This is a genomic window from Streptomyces boncukensis (genome assembly GCF_011045075.1).
GTDB lineage: Bacteria > Actinomycetota > Actinomycetes > Streptomycetales > Streptomycetaceae > Streptomyces > Streptomyces boncukensis.
This window is the reverse complement of the sequence record NZ_JAAKZZ010000069.1, coordinates 1-22,370: the sequence shown is the minus strand read 5'-3', so window position 1 is coordinate 22,370 and position 22,370 is coordinate 1. Positions and strand designations below refer to the sequence as shown.

Here is a 22,370-nt window from a genome sequence, read left to right as displayed (position 1 = left end):
CCCCGAGGCGTACGGCCCGCCGCCCCCCGCGCGCGAGGGCGAGGCGTGGGAGGAGTGGAACCCCACCGAGGAGTCCCTGCGCCCGGTGCGCGGCAAGCACCGGGTGGGCAAGCAGCGCAGCGGCGGGATGGCGCGCAGCGGCGCGGTGCTCGGCGTCGGCATGATGGCGGCGGTCGGCGCCGGCGGCATGGCGACGGCGCAGGACAAGGACGGCGCGGCGATATCCATGCCGGACATCCACCTGCCCGACGTCGAGGACCTTCCCGGCCTGGGCGCCCTGGTGTCCGACTCCTCCGACTCCTCCGGCGGCTCCGGCGAGCAGGCGGGCGCGCAGGCCGCCCCGCTCACCCAGGCGGGCCTCACCCGCGAGCAGGCCGCCGAGGGCAGCCAGGACCCCGGCGAGGCGCTGCGCGCCCGGATACTCGCGCAGGCCGACCAGCAGCGGGACAGCGCGGACGACGAGGCCCGCGAGCAGGCGGCGCAGGCCGCGGCGGCGAAGGCGGCGGCCGAGGCGGAGCGGAAGGCGGACGCCGAGGCGGCCCGCGAGAAGCGGGAAGCGGCCGAGCGCAAGCGCAAGGCCGAGGAGGAGAAGAAGCGGAAGGCGGAGGCCGAGCGCCGCGCCAAGCTCGCCCGCCAGTTCACCGCCCCCCTCTCCTCGTACCGGCTGAGCGCGGGCTACGGCCAGGCGGGCGGCATGTGGCAGAACGACCACACGGGACAGGACTTCGCCGCGCCCAACGGCACCCCCGTCAAGGCCATCCACTCCGGCACCATCAAGGAGGCCGGCTGGGCGGGCTCGTACGGCTACCGCGTGATCCTGCAGCTCGACGACGGCACCGAGCTGTGGTTCTGCCACCTCTCCTCGATGACGACGTCCGCGGGCGCGAAGGTGAGCACCGGCGACGTCATCGGCCGCGTCGGCTCCACCGGCAACTCCTCGGGCCCGCATCTGCACGTCGAGGTCCGGCCCGGCGGCGGCGACGCGATCGACCCGCTGGCGTGGCTGCGCGGCAAGGGCATCGGCGTCTGACGCCTGCCCGCCTCCCCGAACGCGGCGGTCCTGGCGGTCCACCCCCCGACGCCAGGACCGCCGTCCCTCTCCGGCTCCAGCACCGGCTTCGGCACCGGCCCCGGCTCCGGAGAGCTACGATCGCGCCATGCCTCTCACCACGTACAAGGTAGGCCAGCTGTCCGTCTCCTCCCCCTGCCTCGGCGGCAACGTGTTCGGCTGGGGCGCGGACGAGCCCACGTCCTTCACCGTCCTCGACGCCTACACGGCGGCGGGCGGCAACTTCATCGACACCGCCGACGCCTACTCCGCCTGGGTGGAGGGCAACCAGGGCGGCGAGTCCGAGACCGTCATCGGCAACTGGCACGCGGCACGCGGCAACCGCGACGATATCGTCATCGCCACCAAGGCGGGCGCCCAGTCCAACCCCGTCCACAAGGGCCTGGCCCCGGCGACGATCAGGGCGGCGCTGGATGACTCCCTGCGCCGCCTGCGCACCGACTACGTCGACCTCTTCTACACCCACTTCGACGACGAGTCCGTGCCGGTGGCCGATATCGTCGGCACCCTGGACGAACTGGTGCGCGCCGGCAAGGTCCGCGAGATCGCCGCGTCGAACATCAGCCCGGAGCGGCTGAAGGCGTCGCTCGCCGCCAGCGAGCAGGACGGCCTCGCCCGCTACGTGGCCCTCCAGTCGCACTACAACCTCGTCGAGCGCGACCAGTACGAGGGCGCCCTGGCCCAGGTCGCGGCGGACGCCGGGCTGGCGGTCTTCCCCTACTACGCGCTGGCGTCCGGCTTCCTGACGGGCAAGTACCGCCCGGACGACGCGATCCCGCAGGGCCCGCGCACGGCGAAGGCGTCGGCGTACCTGGAGACGGAGCGGGGCCGGCGCGTCCTGCGTGCGCTGACGGACGTCGCGGACGCGCACGGCGCCAGCCCCGCCACCGTCTCCCTCGCCTGGCTGGCCGCGCAGCCGACCGTCACCGCGCCCATCGTGAGCGCCCGCGTGCCGGACCAGCTCCCGGCGCTGCTGGCCCTCGCCGATCTGGAGCTGACGGAGGCCGAGCTGGCGGCCCTCACGAACGCCTCCGCGTAGCCGCCTACCGGACGGTCTGCCCGTACACCCGTCCGATCGGAAGCCGTACGACCTGCCGCTGGTCGGCGACCATGGCGGCGCGGTACTCGTCCCAGTCGGGGTGCTCGCCCCGAAGGGCGCGGTAGACGTCGACCAGCTCGTCGACGGCGGCGTCGTACGGCTCCCGCGCGGCCTCCGACAGCTCGGCGTCCCCTTCGACGACGGTCCAGGCCCACCCGTCGGGGGACGTCACATGGAAGCTGGCGCGGGGGTCGCGCGCGAGGTTCCGGGCCTTGGCCCGGGAGGCGGTCACGGAAATCCGCACCACTCGGGCGTCCGGGTCGTAGGCAAAGTTGACGTTGGAGAGCTGAGGCCGCCCGTCCCGCTTGAGCGTCACGAGGACGCCGAGATCCCGGGCCCGGAGCAGCCCGAGCAGAGCGCGTTCTTCCGTATCATCCATGGTGCACACTCTCCCGCACCCAGCCCATCTCTCTGAACACCCGCACCCCGAGCGCCCGCGCCGCCTCATCCGCCCTGGCGACCCGCACCCAGGACTCGGGCGTCGGACCGAACACCTCCCGCAGCCGGGGTGCGTCCCGCAACAGTCCCGAGAGCAGCTCGGGCTGCGCCTGGGCCACCCGGGTCTCCCCGCTCCGCCCCACCAGCACCCCGCGCATGCTCACGTACACATACGCACCGCTGCCGTCCGGCGCCGGACGCCGCCGGTAGTTCAGGCGTTCGCTGTGGTCCATGGCGGCGAGCTGCGCGTCGTCCAGCCAGGCGACGACGAGCGTGTCCGAGGCCCCCGCCTCCAGCACCGGCGCCGCGGGCACATACCCCGCGACCCCCACATGCGAGGACACCCCGGCCCGCAGCCCGTACACCTGCCGCGGCGCCATGGGCACCACACACGACACCCCGCGCGCGGCGAACTTGTACGCGACCTGCGCGGGCGCCCCGTTGGACCCGACCGCGATCACGGCCGTACGCGCCGACAGCGGCGCGAGCCCGCGCGAGGCGAGCAGCGCCCCGAACCCCTCTTCGCCGGCCACGGCGACCAACTGCTCTCCGACGAGCAGGGCGGGTCTCTCCAGCACCCGCCCCGGATAGCAGAGCGGTTCGAGCAACGGAACAGGCCCCAGTCCAGCACTCACGCCCCAGAGCCTGCCACAGTCCTCTCAGAGCACCCGGTCACGAACCGCGGCGACGAACACGCCCCAGGCGGCCCCCGAAACCCCCACCACGGGCCCACCGCCCCCTTGCTTACTGTCCCGCACGGGCACGACGCCACCGGGCGCCTGGACGGCGACCTCGACGCAGTTCCCGCCCGTGCCATTGCTGTAGCTGCTCTTGTGCCAGCGGGCGGCACCGGGGAAGTCGCGCGCGACTTCGACGCAGTTCCCGCCGTCTCCGTTGCTGTAGCTGCTCTTGTGCCAGGTGGCAGAGCGCAGGTCATTCTCGTTGGCGATCATCTCTGAAGTCCTCTGCCGCTGCTGAGATCAGGGCCAGGGACGCCTCGGGGGACAACGCGGCGGCCCTGAGCAGATCGTACGACTTCCGGAACTGCTTCACGAGCACTGGTTCGTCGATCAGTTGGCCGCTGTAGAGGGACTCCGTATATACCAGCGGAGGGGCGTCGGGGAACGTCATGAGCCTCGTAGGCGACATCAGCAAGGGATGAACGCTCGCGTTACACGGGAGGAACTGCAAAACCCCGTCGATGCTCCGGATCACGGTCGTGATGTGGTCCAGCAAGTCAGCCATCTGCTCGGGAGGCAGGACGGCGCGACGGATCACCATCTCGTCCAGGATGGCCCAGAAATCGGGAGGGTTCGGCCGTTCAAACAGCTTGGCGCGTGACATGCGGGCCGCCACCTTCTCGTCCACGCTCTGACGTGAGGCGCGAGGGTGAGAGGCGCGCACGAGCCGCCGTGCGTACTCTTCCGTCTGCAACAGGCCCGGGATCAACAGGGGGTCGGACTCCTCGATGGTCTCCGCACGCTTCTCCATCTCAGCGACGTCGGCGAAGTACTCGGCGTGCCCGGCGCGGGCGGCTTTCCTCGCATCCTTGAGCCGCCGCACGAAGAACCCGTCCGTATCGAGCCGCTGATCGGCGTAGCGGGCGATCGCGGGCGGCATCCGGCGCTCGCCCATCTCGATCTGGCTGATGAAGGCGACACTGTAGAAGCAGCCGTCCGCGAACTCCTGGAGCGTGAGGCCCTGCTCCTCGCGCTTGAACCGCAACTCGGCGCCGAAGAACGCGGGCACACTCGCCGAGGCGTCGGGATCCTTCCGTGGAGGCATGACAGCCCACCCCTCTCGTCGGCTCTTCAGCGGTAGCCGTCGCTGAATCTGACTCCCTTTCACGGTAGAGGTGCTGGCCGCACAGTGTGAGGAATTCATCACACTGCGCACAGAAGGACGGCTGCCTCATGGCACACGGCGGCATCTGCCCGTACCCCCTCACGATCCCGGCGCTGGCCCTCCCGAAGACGCTCCCGGACGTACGGGCCCGGATCCGGGTCCACTTCACCCACCCGCAGCTGGCGGAGACGGCGGCGCTGTGCGCCAGCGAGCTGGTCACCAATGTGATCGTGCACGTCGGGGAGGGCACCCCGATCACCCTCGACCTGACCCAGCCCGGCCCGTACCCCCGCCTCGCGGTGACGGACCCGGTTGCCTGCGCCCTCCCGGTCCTCCGGGACCCGGACCCCACCGCGGAAGGCGGCCGGGGCCTGCTCCTGCTGGACGCCCTCGCCCACCGCTGGGGCGTCGAGCAGCACGCGGACGGCAAGACGGTGTGGTGCGAGCTGGGCGACTGAGTTTCCGGCGGCCAGGCCGGGAACCTCCGCGGTCAACCTGGGCGGCGAGCCAGCAGGAACTCAGGGAGGCCGGAGAGAATCGCCGGTTCGCGAGGGCCACGATGGGCGAAGTAGATCTCTTCGCGAGCGCGCGTGCACAGTACGAGAAACGCGAGTCGTGCTTCGGCGCTTGTCGGGTCTTCGGCATAAGCGTCCAGGTCGGGCACGAAGACCGTGTCGAACTCAAGCCCCTTCATGCTGGCGGTTGTCACGATGCGAATGGGGCGCCTGGAGAAGTCCATCGCTCCCCGGTTCCGGTCACTGGAAATGTAGGTCTGAATATGCTTGTCGAGTTGGAGGCCCGCGAGTTTTTGATGAATTTCTCGTTGCACATGTGTCGTTCGGCAGATGATGCCGATGGTCTGCTCCCGGTTTGCATTGAAATATCGGGCCACGTTCTGGAGGAAGGAGTCCGTGTCGGAAATATGAAGCACGGTGGCGGTCCGGCCGTCGCGGTGCGGCAGGGGCGCGTCTCGTGGTGGCCCTTCGTGAAACTTGGCTGCCAGCTCTGCGATCTGCCGACTGTTCCTGTGGTTTTCTCGCAGCGTGAGTGGATCGGCCGGGGAAACGAGAGCCTTGGCGATCTCGGAGACGGTGCTCTGCCCGCTCTTGATCGGCTGGTTCTCGTCTGCGAAGACCGTCACGTCGAGATCGAGGATGTGGCAGAATTGATAAAATTCAACGGGAAGGTTCTGGCCTTCGTCGATCACCAGGTGCGTCGTCGATCTGACCCGGTGCCGGATGCAGTCCCGTTGTATCGAACTCCAGTGGTATGCCCACGCATCCTCGACACCTTGAGGGGGATCGCGGTGGAATCGGTTGCGCCAAAATCCGTTCATCCACTTGTTGTAAGTGGTGACGTGGACGGATTCCGTGAGACTCGGGGCGACTTGTGCCAGGTACTGATGCAGCAGGTTGAATCGGGTCAGGAGAGCCACGCGGCGCCCTGTGGTCGCGAGTGACCACGCGCGATAGAGAGCCGACACGCTCTTTCCGGCACCGGCGGGCCCAGTGATGATGTAACGCCCGTGAAAGGGCAGACCGATGACCGCTTGCTGCTCGCCGTCCAGGCCGAGGAGTGACGGGACCTTCATGACTGCTCGACGCTTGCGGCGGACTCCAGGACAGCGGCCTCTACGACATCGTGGAAGAATCCCGGGATGTCTCCGTCGCCGACCAACAGCGTTCTGTCCAACAGGGAGTTGTCGGCCTCGCAACACGTCTCGGGGAGGAGGGTGCAGGCGTGACAGGCAGCGCGGTTGAGGTTGGCCAAGGACCTACCGTGCGAGTCCGCGCACAGCGGGTCCTGGGAGCACCATTGCGCCGATTCCAGAAGTCGGATCAGGGTCTCCGAAAGATGCGGTGCTTGCCCTTGACGTACCAAGCCGCCCAGCGTCCCCTCGGCGTCTCCGGCGGCCGTATAGATAAACACGCCGGCCTGAGGCGGATGCTCGCTGCCCGGCGGATGACTCCGCGCATACACACGCTCCCGCAGCGATGCGGCGTTGTAGCCGCTGTCGTAGGAGAGCTGGCGGATGAACTGGTGGGCCAGAGTATGCAGCATCACGAAGCGTGGCAGGAGGCGCGGTCCGCACTTGTCCCTGAGACGATCCGCCTTGAAAGATGCTTCGAGGTTGTTCTCGATCCGCAGTGCCCTGTTGCGCACCGAGGGGATCCGCTCCCAGTGGCTCAAGAGCGTCTCGTCGACGGAGATGAAAATCCCCTCGCCGTAGGTCTCGATTGCCGGCAGCCAGTGGGGCCGGTGCGCCGTGTCCACGGCCACGATGCGCTCACCCTCGAAGCCGTCGTTCTCGTCCGAGCCGGGCTCGTACCGCGTGAAGCCTTCGAGCGCACGTACCTCGCGCACCCGATCCGCGACGACGACCGATGAGATTCTCTGTGCCAGCTCCCGGAGCGAGTCGGGAGCGTCCTGTTCGATGGCGAGGGAAATGTGGCGGACGGTGAAGGTCTTCGAGTCGTCGACGGACTCGGGAGCGGAGAAGGCCGCCCACTCCGCAACACTGAGGTGATCGTCGGTATTGACCGCCGCCATCTCTCCGACATGGTGGCGTCGTACAGCCTCCACGTACTCTTCCGACACCTCGCTCTGGACCGCGATGATCCGCTTGAATTCATCGCTCAGCGGATCTCCCTCGCTGCTGATGTACTCCGGCCACAGTTTATGATTGACGACCTTCCGGGCTGCTTCGGCATTCTGGAGCCGACCCGTCGGCGTCGGGATGTCGAGGGCCGAGTGTGTGACGGGGAAGTAGACGTTGGACGCACCACGCTGAACGGCCTGGGGTACTTCTTCACAGGAGTCCGCCTCGTCCTCCACGAGACTCCAGGGATGGGTCCCGGGGCATTGGGGTGTGATGTGCTTGAGGCTGTTCGGCTGGCTGATCCCGGTCAGGCTGCGCCGGGAGCGACACACGAGGCACCTGATGCTCAGAGCGTCCAGACCCGAGGAGTCCCGATCCGCCTCGAAGCGCAGTTCCTGGGCCTGACAGTTCCGTTGGCCGTGCGCTTCTGCCCGGGAATGGGCCCACCAACGCCAGTCGATGTCGGCCATATGGCCGGCCCTGCACACCTGGATGAAACGCATCGGCGCCAGCTGGGACTTCTTGGAGCAGCGTGTGCACAGCGCCGGATTGTCCCCGTCCTCCATGTCGGAGCGCCAGTACGTCATCCTTCGGCACTGCGGGCAGAAGAGCCATTTGGGGAAGCGTACGTACACGGGTCCGATGCGGGCGGACACGCGGGCCTTGCCCGAAGGGATCACGGGAGCGGAGCGGAACCCCTCCACGCGCAGCTTCGCGGCGAGTCGTGGCGAGTCCACGGGCGTGGCGTAGGCGCCCCAGCCGCGGACGTCAGCCGCGGCGAAGGACTCGCCTCGTAGATCGAGGATCCCGCCGACGCCGAACGGCACGATCGTCTGTCCCCTGCGCACTTTGCGGCGGTTGTCCCTCATCGCCTGCCCGCTCCCCTCACGGCCACGTAGCACTCGCGGTCGACATTGCGCATGGACTGCGGTGTCTCCCATATGCCGCCCTGTTCTCCGAAGTCGGTCAGGAGCGCTGTGTGTGCACGTCCCTGGGACTTGTAGTAGAGCGGTTGGCCGTCACCACGGGCGATCTCGGCTTCCTGTTGCCATTCCACGATGAGTTCGTCGAGCTGCTTTCTCGCGGCCTCCGCCTCGTCCTCGTCGGCTCGGCCTACGTGGTCGACGATGCGGTCCCGGGCGCGTTCGAGGTCGTTCGTGCGGTGCAGGATCTCGCCGGCCTTGTTCTCCGCCGACAGGCCGACGCCGTGTCGGACGAGGATGGTCAGGGCCGCGTGCAGGGCGCGCCTCCGTGAGGGCAGGGACCATGGTGTCGCGCTGGTGGGCTCCACGTAGCGGTAGAGAGAGCGGTGATACACGCCGAAGGATTCGTAGTGGGACCGATCCCGGGGCTTCGTCGAGCGGAACATCGTGACCACCAATCCCGGCACGTCCTTTCTGCCGACCCGACTGGTGGCCTGGATGTACTCGGAGGTCGTCTTGGGCTGCCCGTTCATGAGCATCAGACCGAGCCGTGCGACATCGACGCCCACGGAGAGCATGTTGGTCGTGGCCACGAAGGAGACGCTGTCGCGTTCCTTGAAGGTCTTTCCCAGGCGCTCCAGGAGCCTTGGTTGGTCGGCGCGGTGGACATTGCTGGTGAGTTCGACCACGGCGTTGTCATCCAGCGTGCGCCTTCGGGCGTCGTCGCGGGTCAGGTGTTGGAGGCGGGCGGGAATGTCGTCTCGCGCGATGGTGACCGTTCGTCCTAGTTCGCGCAGGCTGTTGTGATAAGCGACAGCGGTCCAGTAGGCGTCACGTGATGTGTCGTCGTCGGCCGTTTCCTGGGGCGCCTGCAAGGCGGCGGCCCCGACGTGGACCGTCGACGTCGATGCGGTGTGCCCCTGGGCCATGACGCCCACGTACAGCCGGCCGGGTTTCTCCTCGTCCGGCGAGGCGAAGTAGGAGTGCCCGGCCTTGAGCCCGGCCGGTGGGAAGAGCTGTGTCCGTCGCCCGTAGAGGCTGCCGACCTGCTCCTCCGAGCGTCGAATGGTGGCCGTCGACGCGATCACCTTGGGCGGGTCATCCTTCCAGGCGCACAACTCCAGCACGGCCGATTCGTACAGGCCCACGGTCGTCCCCAGAGGGCCGGACAGCAGGTGCAGCTCGTCCTGGATCACGAGCGACGGCGCCCGCTTGCCATTTCCGCCGAAGAGGTTTCCCGCCTCCGTTTCCCAAGCTAGGCGGGCGAACTTGTCCACGGTTCCGAGAACGAAGGTCGGAGGCTCCTTGTAGATCTGCTGGTCCACTACGGAGACCGGGAGCCCTTTGTGGAAGTCACAGGTCTCGCGCGGACAGAAGAACGATGTGCTGACGCCGTCCGCGCGAATCCCGAAGTCCCGTCTGTTGCCGCCACGCTCCGGGACGATCTCGGTGCCGCACCAGGGACAGCGCTCCAGGAGAAAGCGATCGTCGGGCTCTCGCATCTGCATGAGCTGTCCGAGCTTCTCCTGGGCTTCGGAGATCCAGTTCGGCGTGGTCTCCTGGCCCACCCAGAGTCCGATGGAGATGGGCTCGGAACCCAGGTCATGGGCGAGTGGCCCGTCGTCCCCGTTCCTGATGTATTCGAGGGCGCAGATGGCGGTCGCGGTGCGCTGAAACTGTTGGGTGGTGAGCAGGCTCAGTGTGTAGCGGCTCAGCACCGCCGTGCCGCCGCCCCGCGGTCCGTAGCGCAACCGGCGCCACAGGATCTCGAAACACGCGGTGAGGAGGTATGCCTCGGTTTTACCGCCGCCCGTGGGAAACCAGATGAGATCGACCGTCTTCCGGTCCTCGTGCTTCGGGTTCAGCAGCCCCTCGATCACGAGCAGGAAGTACCCCAGTTGGAACGGATGCCAGGCGTAGCTGTCATCGGGGTCCGTGGGTGCGACGAGTTCACTGTCGCGTCGGCGACGTTCGCCGGCCAGTTCTCGTCCGCTGTGCAACATCTGCAACGCCATCGCCCGGTTGGCGAGGCGGAAGGCCACGCGCGCCTTTTCGCCGGTCGAAGTCGACGCGGTGAGCGCATCGATACCTGACGTCATGCGGTCGAGCGCACGCTCGACGCGGTGGAGAATGCGGGCCGAGGGTTTCGCGGCCCACGAGGGCAGCTTCTCCACCTGCGCACATTGGTCTTCGAACCAGGCGCGGTAGCCTTGCACGAACGACTGCAGCTCGGCGCGGAGTTCCTCCCCGTCCGTTCCGTCCTCGGCAAGGTGCGCAAGCTTCAGCACGGGGAGGTCCTTGGGCCCATCGGGCTTGACGTGATCGACCACCTGCTGAGGCATGACCTCTGCCTCGATGCTGGTCACCGCACAGCCGGGGCCTTCCTCCCACTGGACGGCACACCCGTGCCCGATCCCCCTCGTGATGATGTGCCGGTACTGGACCCGGAGCTCCTGCTCCTCCTCGTCGCGGCTGTTCAGACGGGTGCTCGGATACTCCAGGAGCTCTCCGTCCTCCGTCGTCGCCCGCAACCCGGCCTGGAAGAGCATGAGGTCGCGTTCCTTGTGCCGGCCCTCCTCGCGGGCGTTGGCCAGCACACACGTGACGAGACGGCCGCGGCCGAAGGGCCGCCACCGCACATGGAGGAGACCGTGCCCCTCCAGGGCGGGAATCGGGTCGACTTGCTCCGCAGCATCTACGGTGTGGGACGAGACGAGCCGCGGCTGCCGATGCCAGCTCCGTCGACCGCCGTCGCGCACGGTCGTGTAGCGCGATGCCTCGCACACGACCTGGATGCGCGAGGCATCGGTGAAGAAGGAGAAACCCAGGGAGGACGGAAGCCAGGCGTTCGCCTCGGCCACGGGGTCGTCGGCGAAGCTGTCCTCCTCGCCGCTGCCGGCCTGCGTCTCGCCGAACGTCTCCTCACCTTCTTCATGTACGCGTTTCCCGAAGGAGGAGCCGCGCGGGTACAGGGTGCCCATCAGATAGCGGCGGTCCGGGGGGTCCATGAGAACCTCGTTCTCGGCACCGGCCGGGCCGACCAACTGGCTGCGCATGTACGCCACGAACCGGTCGCGGTGTTTCGCGAGCGGTGCTTTCGCCACGCTCATACCTGGGACCCTCCCTGAGCGAGCACGGCCCGTCCGAGTTGCTGCAGCGTCCGACGGGTGCCGGGGCGGCAGGCGACCCAGAGCTGAGCGCGGGCCCGGGTCCAGGCCACGTACAGGGCGTCCAACCGGTCGTCGAGTTGCTCGGGCTCCAGGTCGATCAGACATACGACGCGGCTCTCATGGCCCTTGAAATCGGCGATGGACGACCAGGTGGGACGGTGCTTCGTGTGTGTCGTACCCACGATCTCGGTGAACCGCTCCGTCTTCGCGGCCCGCTGTGACAGCCGGGCCGAGCTGGACTCCCAGTCGCCGGAGGCGGAGAGCAGCGTGACATCCCGCGGCGAGACGCCCTCCTGGGCCAGGTCGTTCATATAGGCATCGAGAGCGGTGGCCTCGCTGTGGGCGTCGTGCACCTCCTCGTACCGCACAGGGGCGCCTTCGGCCTCGGACGCGACACCGAGGTTGGCCCCCGTGTAGCGCTGAACCTGCTTGACGATCTGCGTGGTGTTGCGGCAGTTCCACTTCATGGGCCCGACCACCATGCCCAGATCCAGGAGATACTTCAGAGCCTCCGGGTCATACGTCTCGGGCGTCAGCACTTGGTTGTTCTGGTCGAGCATGAAGATCCATTGCCCGTCGGCAAGTCCTCCTTCGACCAGTCTGTCCAGGGTGTCGAGGGATGTATAGGACATCAGATCCTGTGCTTCGTCCACGATCAGGTGATCGAAGCGGCGCCCGAGCACCTCGTCGATCCGTTCGAACGGCAGTACCGTGATCCCGTGGTCGGCGAGGAGACCGGTCAGGTGCGTGGCCAATGTGGTGCTCTCGCACGTGAACAGGACCGACCCGCGCACGGACTTGCGGCGCGCAGCCTCGGCGCCGAGGAACGTCTTTCCCGTGCCGGCTCCTCCTGTCCAGACCAGGCGCTTGTTGGACTCCAACTCGTCCAACTTGTCCATCTGCTCCGACGTGAGACGCTCGAAGGTCGCGTCCAGGTGGGTCAGACGTGACTGCAAGTTCGGTACGCGGTCGAAATCAGGGCGGATCGCCTGGAGGATCTTCGCGCGCATGGACGAGGATACGGGAGTGTGTGCCCACCGGTTCTGTTTCAGCCAGAATCGAGCGGCTCGATCGAGTCCCGTAGCGAGGCCGCGTCCCCCGTCGTACGCGGATCTGCCCAGATACTGCTCGGGCTTGAACTCCGTCGTCGGGTCCAGGTCGACATCGGGAGTGATCACGAGGTAACCACTCGGGACGCCGTGGTTCCGCAAGTTGCCGACATGGCTTCCGACCAGTTTGTCGAGCACGTGCATGCCACCGTTGGCCTGCGCGAACGGGCTCTCCTTCGCGGTGCCCTCGCGGCCGGTGGGCCCGAAGTACCACTTCCCGTCCTGCTGCAGGACTCGGCCGCCCTTCACCTCTATGTAGAGCAGCATGTCGGGCCGGATGACCACGAAGTCGAGCTCTCCGACCCGCTTCCTGTCGTGCTCGGGGAGGTGGACCGAGTGCAGCGCAACACTCTCGTTGTCAGTGATCGACTTGAGGGCTGCGAACACGCCACGCTCAGCACGGCTGTCGGTGGTGCTCGAAATCTCACTCGGAATGATCCGCATCAACTCTCCTCGTCCTCCGGCACGTGTACATCAAAATACCCAGGTGTGTGGCCCGGTGCGGGATGTCGTGGGAGCGCTGGCGCGCTCGTCCTACGGGTGATGGAGTAGGGCGGCATACAGGGGTGGTGTGGGCATGGGGGAGGGATGATCACGGAGCGGGACAAGATGTCCGAAGGGGCGATGACGGAGTCGGGCCGGTCGTTTCTCGTGCGTCTCGTGCGCCGGTTCGCCGCCGAGGGGGTGGATCTCCGCACATCCACGACGCAGGTGATGAAGGCCGCGCGTCTGGGAGCCGAGGAAGCCGGGGCCCTGTACGAGGCCGTCAGGGTCGCGGAGGCGGAGGACGAGGGGAACGACGTCGACGGGGCGGCAGAGCAGGAGGAGCGCATCGCCCGGCGGGTCCCTGCCGACGGACTGCCCGACGCTTCCGAAGGCGCCGATGACTGGGCCGGTCCGGCCGACGAGGATGATCGCCCGACCGTAGCGGACGAAGCGATGGAGGAACCGGATCCCGAGTCCTTCAGGGGAACGGTGCGTGTCGTGGACTTCGCAGAGGCCCGACGGGCCGGACTGCGGGTGCTCGAAAGGGATCGTCTGCACCCGGCCCCGGAGCGCCGTGTGTTGGACGCGGAACAGGAAGTGGGTCTCTTTCTGCTGCTCCGTGGGGAGAGAACCCCCTCGGAGCCGCTGCCTGCCGACTACGCGGCGCGGCTGCCGGAAGGGGGCGAGGCGTATCGTGCGTTCTCCGCGTTGCTCGCGCACAATCAGAAGCTCGTTCACAAGATCCTGCAGAGTGTACCGAGCCGGGACGTCGGGTGCGAGTACGACGATCTCGTTCAGCACGGCATGCTCGGGTTGATCCGGGCGGTGCAGAAGTTCGACATCTCCCTGGGATGCAAGTTCTCGACCTATGCCACCTGGTGGGTTCGGCAATCCATCACACGCGGGTGGAGCGAAGAAGGCTTCGCCATCCGGATCCCGGTACATGCGCGAGAGATGATGGAGAAGGTACGAAGAGCGGAGCGGACGCTTGTAGCGGAAGGGCTGATCCCCGGCATCGACGCCCTGGTCTCGGCAACCGCTCTTTCACCGAAGAAGGTGGAGTTCTGTCTGGGACTCCTCGGACGGCGTATGCACTCCCTGGACGAGCCCGTCGGCGAGGGCATCGCACTGGGGGAATGGTTCGTCGACGAGCTGCCACAGGCGGACAGTCCCGAGCGGGCTCTCCGGCCGATGTTCGCCCGTCAGGAAATCTTCCAGTTGTTCGAAGCGTGCGGACTCACGGGCAGGTCACGATACGTGGTGCTGCGACGATGGGGGTGCGTCGATGGCGAGTGTTCAACCCTGGAACAATTGGGCGGGGAACTCGGCGTCAGCCGTGAGCGTGTCCGGCAGATCGAGAGCCGAGCCTTCAAGGACATGCAGATCGTCCTGGGGCTGGCGCCCGACGAGCCACAGTCGGCAAGACGACGACGGAGAGCCGTCCGATCGGGCGAGCGCACAGTCGCGGGTGCCGGTGCGCGGAAACGTCGTGGGGAACCGAAGAGGACGAGTACGAGCCCCGCGCCGCGAGGGGGGAACGCATTTCCGGATCGGACGAGCAGGTCCATCGAGAGAGAGGGAGCGGTGACCTCGAAGGAGGAGTCCCGATTCGGCCAGTGGCTGGCCGAGCGGATGCACGACAGAGGAATGGACGACAACGAGCTTGCGGGGCACCTGGAGACACCGCGAGCGCTTGTCGAAGCCTGGCTCACCGGCCGCTCCGAGCCGCGTCCCGAGATGAAGGAACGTGTGCGGGAGGTCTTGCTGAGCGAGGGGGCTTCACTGCGCCCTGCCACCGGCGCCCCGGCGCAACAGGACCGCGGGAACATGACGACGTCGGCAGTTTGGTATCACAGGCCGGGGCACGACGACGGCGGCCGCGAGTTCGGCAACGCAGCTGCCTTCGCCTTCGAGGCCGACCTGGAAGTATTGGCCCGTGAGGCGACCCAGAACAGTCTCGACGAGCGTTTCAGAGGCAACGACCGTCCGGTCAGAGTTCGTTACACCTTGAACGAACTGACAGGAGAGGCGCTGGAACGATTCCGGGATGCGATCGGGTGGACCGACCTCCACCCTCACTTCGAGGCTGCGGCCGACCAGGATCAGAAGGTCGGGCGAGTCATCCGTGCCGGGCTGCGGGAAGTCTGCGAGAGGGGTCGTCTGTTGCTGCTCCGCGTCGACGACTACAACGCCAACGGACTGACCGGCGACGACTACGAGGACGGCCGGTTCGCCGCGGTGGTGCGGCGCCAGCTCGACAGTCACAAGACGGACGCGACCGCCGGAGGTTCGTACGGGCTCGGGAAGGCGACGCTCTGGGCGACCAGCCGCCTCGGACTCGTCCTCATCAACTCGACCCTCTCGGAGCCGCACGAGGGCTGCACGGAGCGGCGCCTGATCGGCAGGCTCGAACTCCCCTGGAGGGAAGTGGAGGGCGAAAGGTTCGCCGGTCCCGCTTGGCTGGGACAGCCCGACCATATGAAGGGCAACCCCGAAGTGGTGCGCTCCTGGTGGGCCGACGAGGCAACCGTCGAGCGTCTGCACCTCGCCCGTGACGGCGCCGAGCCGGGCACCTCCTTCCTGATCGTCGGGGCGCACGATGTGGCCAGCCTCGTCGGCGAGGACCCGGAGAGCGGAGCGGAGGAGGACGAGGAGAGCCTGGAGCGGATGCACACGAGGTTGGTGCGCGCGCTTGGACGTAATTTCTGGGCCGCGATGACGACGGGGGGCGATCACCGGCCACTGCTGGAAGCATCCGTACGAACGCTGCGGAACGGTGTGGAGCACATTGAGGAAGAGCCCGTCGACCCGCACGCGCACCAACCCGCGCGCGCCCGCGCGCTCCAGGCGTTCCTGAGTGGCACCACGGTCGACCGGCTCACCGAGGCGGGCCAGGTGGCGATGGCCACCGTGCCGTTGAAGGTCCCGGAACGGGACGGAGAATCCGGCACGGGCGGGGAGCATCGGGCCGTGCTCCTCGTCACGGAGGCCACGGACGCCGACGGAAAGATCAACCGGGTGACCGCGATGCGCGGCAACCGTATGACGGTCACGACCAAGTGGGTGCCCGGCCTTCCCGCGGGGACCAACCCGTTCCAGGCTGTCCTGCTGGCCGGCCGGGCCGCGGGTGACGTCACGCCCTTCGCGGCGGAGGCCGAGGAGTTCCTGCGGGCCTCCGAGCCGCCGGAACACAACAAGTGGGGGCAAACCGATGAGCTCAGGATGCGTTACTCGCCCTCGTCGCACCGTCGCATCGCCGCCCTGACCACGGCGACGAACAAGGCGGTGCTCGACATCGTGGCGGTGCGGAAGGAGAAGAGGCCCGCAGGCATGGGCAAGGTGAAGAAGAACCTCAAGATTCCGCACCGTCCCTCCTCGAAGGCCAAGGGGCCGACGACGCCTCCGCAGCTGGACGGCCTGGAGGCCGTGATCGCAACATCCGGAGCCTGGGAGATCACCGCCGAGGTCAAGGTCCCGCACGGAGGAGCGCCGTGCAGCATGATCCCTGTCGCGAAGCTGGAAGTGCGCTCCGGCCCTCGTCCATTGATCAAGTGGGCCGAGCTGGTCGCCGTCAAGGACTGTGAAGTGGAGGATGGCGTTCTGCGCTTTCCGCACGGCGGACGGCGCGCCGTCTTCCGAGGCGTCACGGATGTGGCCACGCAGCCGGTGCGAGGAGCGTTGACCGGGCTCGTCGTCGAGCTTCAGGAGAGCCGGGGAGGCCGAGCATGAGGGCCTACCCGTACCCCCGTCTGACCGGTGCGGTGACGGCGCGGGTCACGGCCGTGCGGCTGCGCGGCGCCGGCGAGTGCCGTGAAGTGCTGGACTACGTGAAGGCGTGCTCGGCCATCGAGCAGGTCGTGGCACTGGGCACGGCGGAGCGGGACGACTGGCACACCGCCTGTCTCTCGCTGTCGGCGACCGTACCGGCCCGGGAGATCAGGAATAAGGGGCACTGGTCCGATGTCTCGGTCGTCGCCGTGCTCACCGATGGTGCCACCAATGTGCGCACCGTCGCCCGATTGGAACCCGGGGCCGGGGGGAGCGGCGAGTGGACCGGGGAGATCGAGCTGAACCGGGATCAGCACCTGGACCGTGCGAGCCTCGCGGTGCATGTGGTGGCCACGGTCGGCGGCGTGCCGGGACGAGTGATCGCGTCCATGGAGCGGGATTGGGTGGTCGATGTGACGGCCGAGGCCCCCAGCAGAGACCAGGAGCTGGACGTCACCTCCGTCAGCTTCGGCCGCGGCGCCGAGTGGCTCCGGGAGCTCCGGGACGCGCCGTGGGTCGTGGACACCTCCGGGCGTCTGCCCACCGTTCGTCTGAACTCCGACTTCGAGGGACTTGTGGCCCTGATGGAGTCCGAGGGCACGCCGACGGAGAAGGCCGTCGCCGAGGTACTGCGAGCCCATATGTGCGCAGAGGTGTGGGCCGCCGTCTTTCACACCGCGATCGGTGACATCGAGATCGAGGAGGACGGAACTCCTCAATTCCCGCCCGACTGGCGAGGAGCCGTGCTCCGGGAGATGCTCCCGGACGTCGTGCCCACGCGATCTCTGGAAGATGCCCTCCGAGAGGTGCACAGGCGCCGTGTCGGGGAGGGGAGTTGGGCGGATCTGCAGCCCCGCATCCACTACGCGGCCGCCCGCCGCGCGAAGGTACCCCAGGCGCTTGCCGCCACTGTGCGCGGCATCGAACGACTCGACCAGGAGACCCACGCGTGACCTCTCGCCCCGAGTACCTGCCGGAACGGCTCGCCCTGCTTTCGGGGGCTCAGGCCGCCGACTTCCTCTCCGCCGGGCTGCTGGAAGGACGTGAGGACGTCCCCTCGATCGCCTTGAACAAGGTGGCCGAGCCGCTGTCCGGCGACGAGGCGCGATGGCTGCTGCACCGTGTACGGGACCTCGTCGACGACGCACTCGCCATGTTCGGTGGCGGACGTCCTACCGTCGCGGACGCCTGGTTGGCCCCGAGGCTCCATGACACTCTGCGCCTGACGCGGGCGGAAGCGGCGGACAAGGGGCTCTGGGCGTATCTGGCACTGGGAGTGGCGCCGGACTACGTTGTCTGGCGCCACGCGCCGGGTCCGAACCCGGACGGTTCCCCCGGAAGCGTGGCTCGGGACAGGTTCGTCGGCACGCTCGACAAGCAGACGTTCGCCCGACTCTGGTGGGCGGCCGAGCTCTTCCGTGACGGTGTCGACTACCGTCCCGCGGAGGTGGCCTGTGGCAATCAGGAGATGTTCAATTCCGCTCTCCGTCTTGACATTATCGATCACCGCCCCACGGCCCAGGCGTTCATCAGCCTCATCGAAAGCGGGACCGTGGGCACCGGTCGCGAGGTCAACGCGCTGCTCGCCGCTGCCAACGCTGCTGCTGCGACGCTGATGTACGACGTCATCGCCCCGGATGTGGAGCGCGACGGAGGCGCGGTGCGCGAATGGATCGCCGCAGCTGAATCGGCCATCCCCCCTCCGCGTCACCGCCTCCCCGAGGGCCCGGCCGAGGAGCGGGTACCGGAGGAATCGGTTCGGAAACTGGCGGCCCACTTCGGGGAGTTGTTCAGGGAGGGTCGCGTCAGAGGGAGGACATCCCGCGAGAACGAGTGACATCGTGCGAGCCGGTGGGGCACCGGCTCCGGTCCTCGCATCCGTGGGCGCGCAGCAGGTCCGTGGTGGCCGACGGAACCGTCGGCCACGTGGTCGCTGCGCACAGCTCGGCCTGTGTCGGGGTGGTTCCGCGCAACGCCTTGCTGAGGACGTGCATGCCGAGCAGCGGCGGCACGGCGTTGCCCACCTGCTGCGCCTGGTCCTTTCCCGACCAGGGGTAATTGTGCGGAAAAGTCTGGAGTACTCCAGATTCCGAAATGGTGAATCGGTCGAATTTCTTGGCTTCGAAATCGGCGATGCTTTTGTAGACTCGATTGCGCGAGATTTTCCCGGTTACTGTGAAGGAAGGTTCCGAGGACGGGCGGCAGCCTCGATTTTTCGGATCTCCTCCTGAGCCGTAGTTCGAGACGACGAAGAAGTTCATGCGGCCGTCCGTCCGCAACCGGGACACGTCCACGGGAGAGTTTTCGGGCCTGCTCGCCGCATCGAGCGCCTCTCCCATGGAGACCCATGGGAGAGCGGTTGCCTGCGGCTCGGAATCGGTCGGGAGCGTGTCCGGCTGGACGGCTGTCCGCCGGCCCCGCTGCAGGTCGAAGGGGAGGTGGGTGGCTTGCGGTGCCTCGACGCTCCCGTCCCCCGCCAGGCGTGCCACCAGGATGGCTCGGGTACGTGTCTGGGGCACACCGAACCGCTCGGTCTTCAGTTTCCAGCAGTCGGCCTCATACTTGATGCCCTTGAGTCGTCCTTCACCGCTGCTGAGCAGCCGTGCGTAGACCTCCCAGAGCGGCAGGACTTCGGGTACCTGCTCCAAGACGATGACCCGGTACGGATCGCGTTCCTCCGCGTCGATCGCCTTGAGGAGCCAACGGAGAGGCTCCAGGACCAAGGCGGTGCGGTAGTCGTCGAGGTCGTGCAGCTCTTTGTCGATCTGGGTCTCGTCCTCTCCGTCGACAAGGCGGTGGAGGAATTTCTCGACCCTGTCCAGCGCGCGCCGTCCCGCACCGTTTCCGGCGACAGAGAATGACTGGCAAGGTGGTCCTCCGGCCAAAATGTCGACCGAGGCCGGGATCTCCTCGAAACGTGTGCGACGCATAACGCTCACATCGGCGTGGAAGGTCGGCAGACCCGCCGCATATCGGGTCTCGCAGGCGTTTCTGTCCCATTCGATCCCGACGCTCCTGAACCCCAGGAAGTGCGCCGCCACGTCGAGCCCGCCGGGGCCCGCGAAGAGATCCAGAATTCGGACGTCGTCGAGATGGTGAACCTGTGTTCCTGGGCTGCTCATGGGGTTGCAGTGTAGCCATCAACAGGAGGCTCTGATGTTGACAGAGCGGATTTGACCGCCCGTCCGAGCTCCCGTCCCACCGGCGGCGGGGTGGCATGTCCGACCTGACGGTAGCGGGCCGTCTTCTTCCCGGCGAACCTCCAGTCGGCCGGGAAGCCCTGGAGGAGGGCGGTCTGATCCGTGGTCAGCCTGACCATACCGTCTCGCCCCTTCCCCGGCGCCCAGACGAAGTCCGGCCCCGGGACCGTGTCGGCCACGGTGCCCCCGTCGACACCCATCCGTGCCCAGGCGTTCCGCGTCCCCGTCGGGCCGAGATCCGCACCTCCTCGTCGCTCGGATCCACCGACCAGCGTCGGGGCCGGGCGGACCGCCTGCGACGCCCACCGGTCCGCGTCCCGCCAACCGCGCAGAGACATGGATTCCCTGAGCGCCCGGCCCACGGAGAGATACTCGCGTACGGTCGGCTCGGGGGGACGGAATCCGTCGAAGTACGGTGCCTGGAACGCGGCCAGGACCCCGTGCTTGCGGATCTGCGGTACGCCGAAGTCGACCGCGTTGAGGACGAACCACCGGAACCGATAGCCGAGATGCTCCAGTTCCTCCCGGACGAATTGGCGGATCGGCTCGAAGTTGGATGAGAGCACCAGCTCCGACACGTTCTCGATGACAAGGGCTCGGGGTCGGACCGCATGGGCCAGATAGAGAGTCGCCTTGAGCAGACGCAGCTCGCCCTCGGTGTCGACCCGGGCAACGGTCGCGCTGGACTTCACCCGAGGCAGCCCGGCGGCCAAGAGGTCGACGTCGTGGATCTCCGGATGCTGCGACGGGGAGAACTCCCACAGATCTGTCTCCAGCGCCTGCCAGTCGGGACGATTCATGCGGAGCGTCTCGCAGGCGACGCGCTTCATGTCCAGGAGTAGTACGGGTTCGAACCCGGCCTGTTCGAGCCCCAGTGACAGACCGCCGGCCCCCGCGCATATGTCGATGAATCGCAGTTCGCTCATTGGGCCCTGCCCCTTTGCTGTTTGCGACTGTCGGCTCGTTCCCGTTCGACGACCGCAGCGACCTCACGCATGACGGTGTCCGGCGACTCGTGTTCCCAGAAACGTAGAACCGTCCAGCCCTCGGAGACGAGCTGGGCGTTCGTCTCCTGGTCCCGAGCGATGTTGCGGTCGAGTTTTCGACGCCACCAGTCCGCATTCGCCTTGGGGCTGGTGGCGTGCTCGGGGCAGCCGTGCCAGAAGCAGCCGTCGATGAGAACGGCCAACCGCGTTCGCGTGAACGCGATGTCGATCTTGCGTCGGCGCATGCCCGGGACAGGGTAGTGGACCCGATAGCGGTACCCGGCTGCGTGGAGAAGCTGTCGCACCGCCCGTTCGGCGCCGGTGTCCTGGTTGGTCTGTCGGCTCATCCGAGCCGAGACATCGGGGCTGGAGGGGCGGGGGGCGGACATGCCCCCAGTATCCTACGTCCCGCCACGGTAATGGAATCGCACCGAAGCACGCGCCTGCCGGAGTGAGAGCTCCGAATCCTCATCGCCTTTCGGAGAGCGTCAAGGCAGCTCGGGTCGTCGGGGGGCCGGCCATGGGGCGGTGGTGCCAGAGGGCGGTGAGGAGTTCGCGTTCGCGGGCGGTGAAGTCGGGTGGCGTCGCGCCGTATTCGGCTCGGGCGCGGAGGAGGGCCAGGGCTGTCGCGTCGTGCTGGTAGGCGGCCACCGTGCGGGCCGCCGCCGGGCCGTGGCTGCGGCGGGCGGTGGTGCGGGCCAGGGCGCGGGCCCGCATCGAGGAGAGGGACCAGGGTTCCGGTTCGCTGAACCAGCCCGCCGCGGCGTACGCGGGCAGCGTGTCCCGGACGATGCGGAGCTCGTGCTGCCGCGACCAGATCGCCAGCCAGGTCAGCGCCGCGAAGACCGGGATCATGAAGAGGCCGTAGACGGCGATGAAGGTGAGGTTCTGGAAGGACGCGGAGCCGTTCCAGATGCCGTGCAGCAGGATGCCCGTGAACAGGCCGAGGAGCGGGAGGATCCAGCGCAGCGCCCGGCGGCGGTTCGGGAGCGTGGCGACTATGCCGAAGGCTATCCCCGTGAGGGCGGTGAAGAGGGGGTGCGCGAAGGGCGCCAGGACGATGCGTATGAAGAACGTCGCCGCCGTCGCGGAGTCCTGCAGGCTGTCCGGGTTCAGGACCTCGTCCTCGCCGTACGCCGTACCGAGGTAGAGCACGTTCTCCGTGAACGCGAAGCCCGTGGCGGTGATGCCCGCGGCGGCCAGGGCCGCGACGACTCCGCTCATATGCCGGCGGCGGAAGACGAAGAGCAGGACGACGGCCGCCGCCTTCGTCGACTCCTCGACGACCGGCGCGACGAGGGTGGCGCCCAGCGTGTCCGCCTCGTGCTGGGAGTCCACGGCGACGGAGCTGGCGAGCCAGTCGGTGGCGAAGCTGTTGGCGACGAGCGCGACCAGCGTCGCCGCGCACGCGCCCCACGCGAACGCGAACAGGTGGGTACGCCAGGGCGCCGGCTCGGCGCCGTCCAGCCAGCGGAACGCCGCGAGGAGCAGCGGGACGGGGAAGAACGCCAGCCCGAGGCCGACGAGCAGGCCCTGGGTGCCGGTCTGCTCCCGTACGAGGGCCAGGATCATCAGCCCGCTGAGCGCGAGCAGGGTGACCAGCACGAGCGCGCGCAGCGTGCGGTGGTGCCGGTGCCACCAGGATTGCAGGGCTCGCGAGCGGGACGGGGACGGGGAC

The 22,370-nt window shown here is 67.8% G+C and carries 18 protein-coding genes; 6 read left to right on the top strand and 12 right to left on the bottom strand.

What is annotated here, in order from left to right:
• Nucleotides 1-1,030 (top strand): M23 family metallopeptidase (locus G5C65_RS09930; RefSeq protein ID WP_241265682.1); only part of this gene is annotated, 1,030 nt, incomplete at its 5' end.
• Between the two features lie 127 nt (nt 1,031-1,157).
• Nucleotides 1,158-2,108 carry an aldo/keto reductase gene (locus G5C65_RS09925; protein WP_165298368.1) on the top strand — a complete coding sequence of 317 codons (951 nt, stop codon included), beginning with the start codon at nt 1,158-1,160 and terminating at the stop codon, nt 2,106-2,108.
• 4 nt (nt 2,109-2,112) lie between these two features.
• On the opposite strand, the gene G5C65_RS09920 is transcribed toward G5C65_RS09925, so the two are convergent.
• The 4 genes from G5C65_RS09920 to G5C65_RS09905 form a co-directional block, all read right to left on the bottom strand.
• Nucleotides 2,113-2,547, bottom strand: coding sequence for a PPOX class F420-dependent oxidoreductase (locus G5C65_RS09920; RefSeq protein WP_165298367.1), 435 nt, complete (start codon nt 2,545-2,547; stop codon nt 2,113-2,115).
• Entirely contained in the window at nt 2,540-3,184 is a 645-nt protein-coding gene (locus G5C65_RS09915; RefSeq protein WP_165298366.1) for a hypothetical protein, read from the bottom strand. Before G5C65_RS09915 ends, G5C65_RS09920 begins: the two co-directional genes overlap by 8 nt.
• Before the next feature lie 81 nt (nt 3,185-3,265).
• Nucleotides 3,266-3,559 carry a DUF397 domain-containing protein gene (locus G5C65_RS09910; RefSeq protein WP_165298365.1) on the bottom strand — a complete coding sequence of 98 codons (294 nt, stop codon included), beginning with the start codon at nt 3,557-3,559 and terminating at the stop codon, nt 3,266-3,268.
• The gene (locus tag G5C65_RS09905; RefSeq protein ID WP_165298364.1) at nt 3,540-4,391 is read right to left on the bottom strand and encodes a helix-turn-helix domain-containing protein; all 852 of its coding nucleotides are present in this window, start codon (nt 4,389-4,391) and stop codon (nt 3,540-3,542) included. The genes G5C65_RS09910 and G5C65_RS09905 overlap by 20 nt, the downstream gene beginning before the upstream one ends.
• Nucleotides 4,392-4,519: 128 nt before the next feature.
• On the opposite strand from G5C65_RS09905, the gene G5C65_RS09900 reads away from it, so the two are divergent.
• The gene (locus G5C65_RS09900) at nt 4,520-4,909 is read left to right on the top strand and encodes an ATP-binding protein (RefSeq protein ID WP_165298363.1); all 390 of its coding nucleotides are present in this window, start codon (nt 4,520-4,522) and stop codon (nt 4,907-4,909) included.
• A 32-nt stretch (nt 4,910-4,941) separates the two neighbouring features.
• Here G5C65_RS09900 and G5C65_RS09895 read toward each other — a convergent pair whose 3' ends face one another.
• The 4 genes from G5C65_RS09895 to G5C65_RS09880 are packed head-to-tail and all read right to left on the bottom strand — an operon-like array spanning nt 4,942 to nt 12,696.
• Nucleotides 4,942-6,042 carry a DEAD/DEAH box helicase gene (locus tag G5C65_RS09895; RefSeq protein ID WP_165298362.1) on the bottom strand — a complete coding sequence of 367 codons (1,101 nt, stop codon included), beginning with the start codon at nt 6,040-6,042 and terminating at the stop codon, nt 4,942-4,944.
• Entirely contained in the window at nt 6,039-7,919 is a 1,881-nt protein-coding gene (gene drmB / locus G5C65_RS09890; protein WP_165298361.1) for a DUF1998 domain-containing protein, read from the bottom strand. The genes G5C65_RS09895 and drmB overlap by 4 nt, the downstream gene beginning before the upstream one ends.
• Nucleotides 7,916-11,083 carry a helicase-related protein gene (locus G5C65_RS09885; protein ID WP_165298360.1) on the bottom strand — a complete coding sequence of 1,056 codons (3,168 nt, stop codon included), beginning with the start codon at nt 11,081-11,083 and terminating at the stop codon, nt 7,916-7,918. The genes drmB and G5C65_RS09885 overlap by 4 nt, the downstream gene beginning before the upstream one ends.
• Nucleotides 11,080-12,696 carry a nuclease-related domain-containing DEAD/DEAH box helicase gene (locus G5C65_RS09880; protein WP_165298359.1) on the bottom strand — a complete coding sequence of 539 codons (1,617 nt, stop codon included), beginning with the start codon at nt 12,694-12,696 and terminating at the stop codon, nt 11,080-11,082. The genes G5C65_RS09885 and G5C65_RS09880 overlap by 4 nt, the downstream gene beginning before the upstream one ends.
• Before the next feature lie 165 nt (nt 12,697-12,861).
• Here G5C65_RS09880 and G5C65_RS40380 point away from each other — a divergent pair, with 165 nt between their 5' ends.
• Genes G5C65_RS40380 through G5C65_RS09865 form a run of 3 tightly spaced genes read left to right on the top strand, consistent with a single transcriptional unit; the run spans nt 12,862 to nt 18,343 of the window.
• Nucleotides 12,862-16,467 (top strand): sigma-70 family RNA polymerase sigma factor, encoded by a 3,606-nt coding sequence (locus tag G5C65_RS40380; protein WP_165298358.1) that lies wholly within the window; start codon nt 12,862-12,864, stop codon nt 16,465-16,467.
• Complete coding sequence (locus tag G5C65_RS09870; RefSeq protein WP_165298357.1) at nt 16,464-17,459, top strand: hypothetical protein; 996 nt, start codon at nt 16,464-16,466, stop codon at nt 17,457-17,459. The genes G5C65_RS40380 and G5C65_RS09870 overlap by 4 nt, the downstream gene beginning before the upstream one ends.
• Nucleotides 17,456-18,343: a DUF6339 family protein gene (locus G5C65_RS09865; protein WP_165298356.1), complete on the top strand. Its 888-nt coding sequence runs from the start codon at nt 17,456-17,458 to the stop codon at nt 18,341-18,343. Before G5C65_RS09870 ends, G5C65_RS09865 begins: the two co-directional genes overlap by 4 nt.
• Here G5C65_RS09865 and G5C65_RS09860 read toward each other — a convergent pair.
• From G5C65_RS09860 to G5C65_RS09845, 4 genes are all read right to left on the bottom strand, one after another.
• Entirely contained in the window at nt 18,312-19,628 is a 1,317-nt protein-coding gene (locus G5C65_RS09860; RefSeq protein WP_165298355.1) for a DNA cytosine methyltransferase, read from the bottom strand. The genes G5C65_RS09865 and G5C65_RS09860 overlap by 32 nt on opposite strands.
• Nucleotides 19,625-20,632: a DNA cytosine methyltransferase gene (locus G5C65_RS09855; RefSeq protein ID WP_165298354.1), complete on the bottom strand. Its 1,008-nt coding sequence runs from the start codon at nt 20,630-20,632 to the stop codon at nt 19,625-19,627. Before G5C65_RS09855 ends, G5C65_RS09860 begins: the two co-directional genes overlap by 4 nt.
• Nucleotides 20,629-21,039, bottom strand: coding sequence for a very short patch repair endonuclease (locus tag G5C65_RS09850; RefSeq protein ID WP_241265681.1), 411 nt, complete (start codon nt 21,037-21,039; stop codon nt 20,629-20,631). The genes G5C65_RS09855 and G5C65_RS09850 overlap by 4 nt, the downstream gene beginning before the upstream one ends.
• Before the next feature lie 121 nt (nt 21,040-21,160).
• A partial coding sequence (locus G5C65_RS09845) for a PrsW family intramembrane metalloprotease (RefSeq protein ID WP_165298352.1) occupies nt 21,161-22,370 on the bottom strand: 1,210 nt, incomplete at its 5' end.

Coding starts and splice junctions, on each gene's coding strand:
- G5C65_RS09925 (WP_165298368.1), top strand. CDS start 1,158: ATGCCTCTCACCACGTACAAGGTAGGCCAGCTGTCCGTCTCCTCCCCC.
- G5C65_RS09920 (WP_165298367.1), bottom strand. CDS start 2,547: ATGGATGATACGGAAGAACGCGCTCTGCTCGGGCTGCTCCGGGCCCGG.
- G5C65_RS09910 (WP_165298365.1), bottom strand. CDS start 3,559: ATGATCGCCAACGAGAATGACCTGCGCTCTGCCACCTGGCACAAGAGC.
- G5C65_RS09905 (WP_165298364.1), bottom strand. CDS start 4,391: ATGCCTCCACGGAAGGATCCCGACGCCTCGGCGAGTGTGCCCGCGTTC.
- G5C65_RS09900 (WP_165298363.1), top strand. CDS start 4,520: ATGGCACACGGCGGCATCTGCCCGTACCCCCTCACGATCCCGGCGCTG.
- G5C65_RS09895 (WP_165298362.1), bottom strand. CDS start 6,042: ATGAAGGTCCCGTCACTCCTCGGCCTGGACGGCGAGCAGCAAGCGGTC.
- drmB (WP_165298361.1), bottom strand. CDS start 7,919: ATGAGGGACAACCGCCGCAAAGTGCGCAGGGGACAGACGATCGTGCCG.
- G5C65_RS09885 (WP_165298360.1), bottom strand. CDS start 11,083: ATGAGCGTGGCGAAAGCACCGCTCGCGAAACACCGCGACCGGTTCGTG.
- G5C65_RS09880 (WP_165298359.1), bottom strand. CDS start 12,696: ATGCGGATCATTCCGAGTGAGATTTCGAGCACCACCGACAGCCGTGCT.
- G5C65_RS40380 (WP_165298358.1), top strand. CDS start 12,862: ATGTCCGAAGGGGCGATGACGGAGTCGGGCCGGTCGTTTCTCGTGCGT.
- G5C65_RS09870 (WP_165298357.1), top strand. CDS start 16,464: ATGAGGGCCTACCCGTACCCCCGTCTGACCGGTGCGGTGACGGCGCGG.
- G5C65_RS09860 (WP_165298355.1), bottom strand. CDS start 19,628: ATGAGCAGCCCAGGAACACAGGTTCACCATCTCGACGACGTCCGAATT.
- G5C65_RS09855 (WP_165298354.1), bottom strand. CDS start 20,632: ATGAGCGAACTGCGATTCATCGACATATGCGCGGGGGCCGGCGGTCTG.
- G5C65_RS09850 (WP_241265681.1), bottom strand. CDS start 21,039: ATGAGCCGACAGACCAACCAGGACACCGGCGCCGAACGGGCGGTGCGA.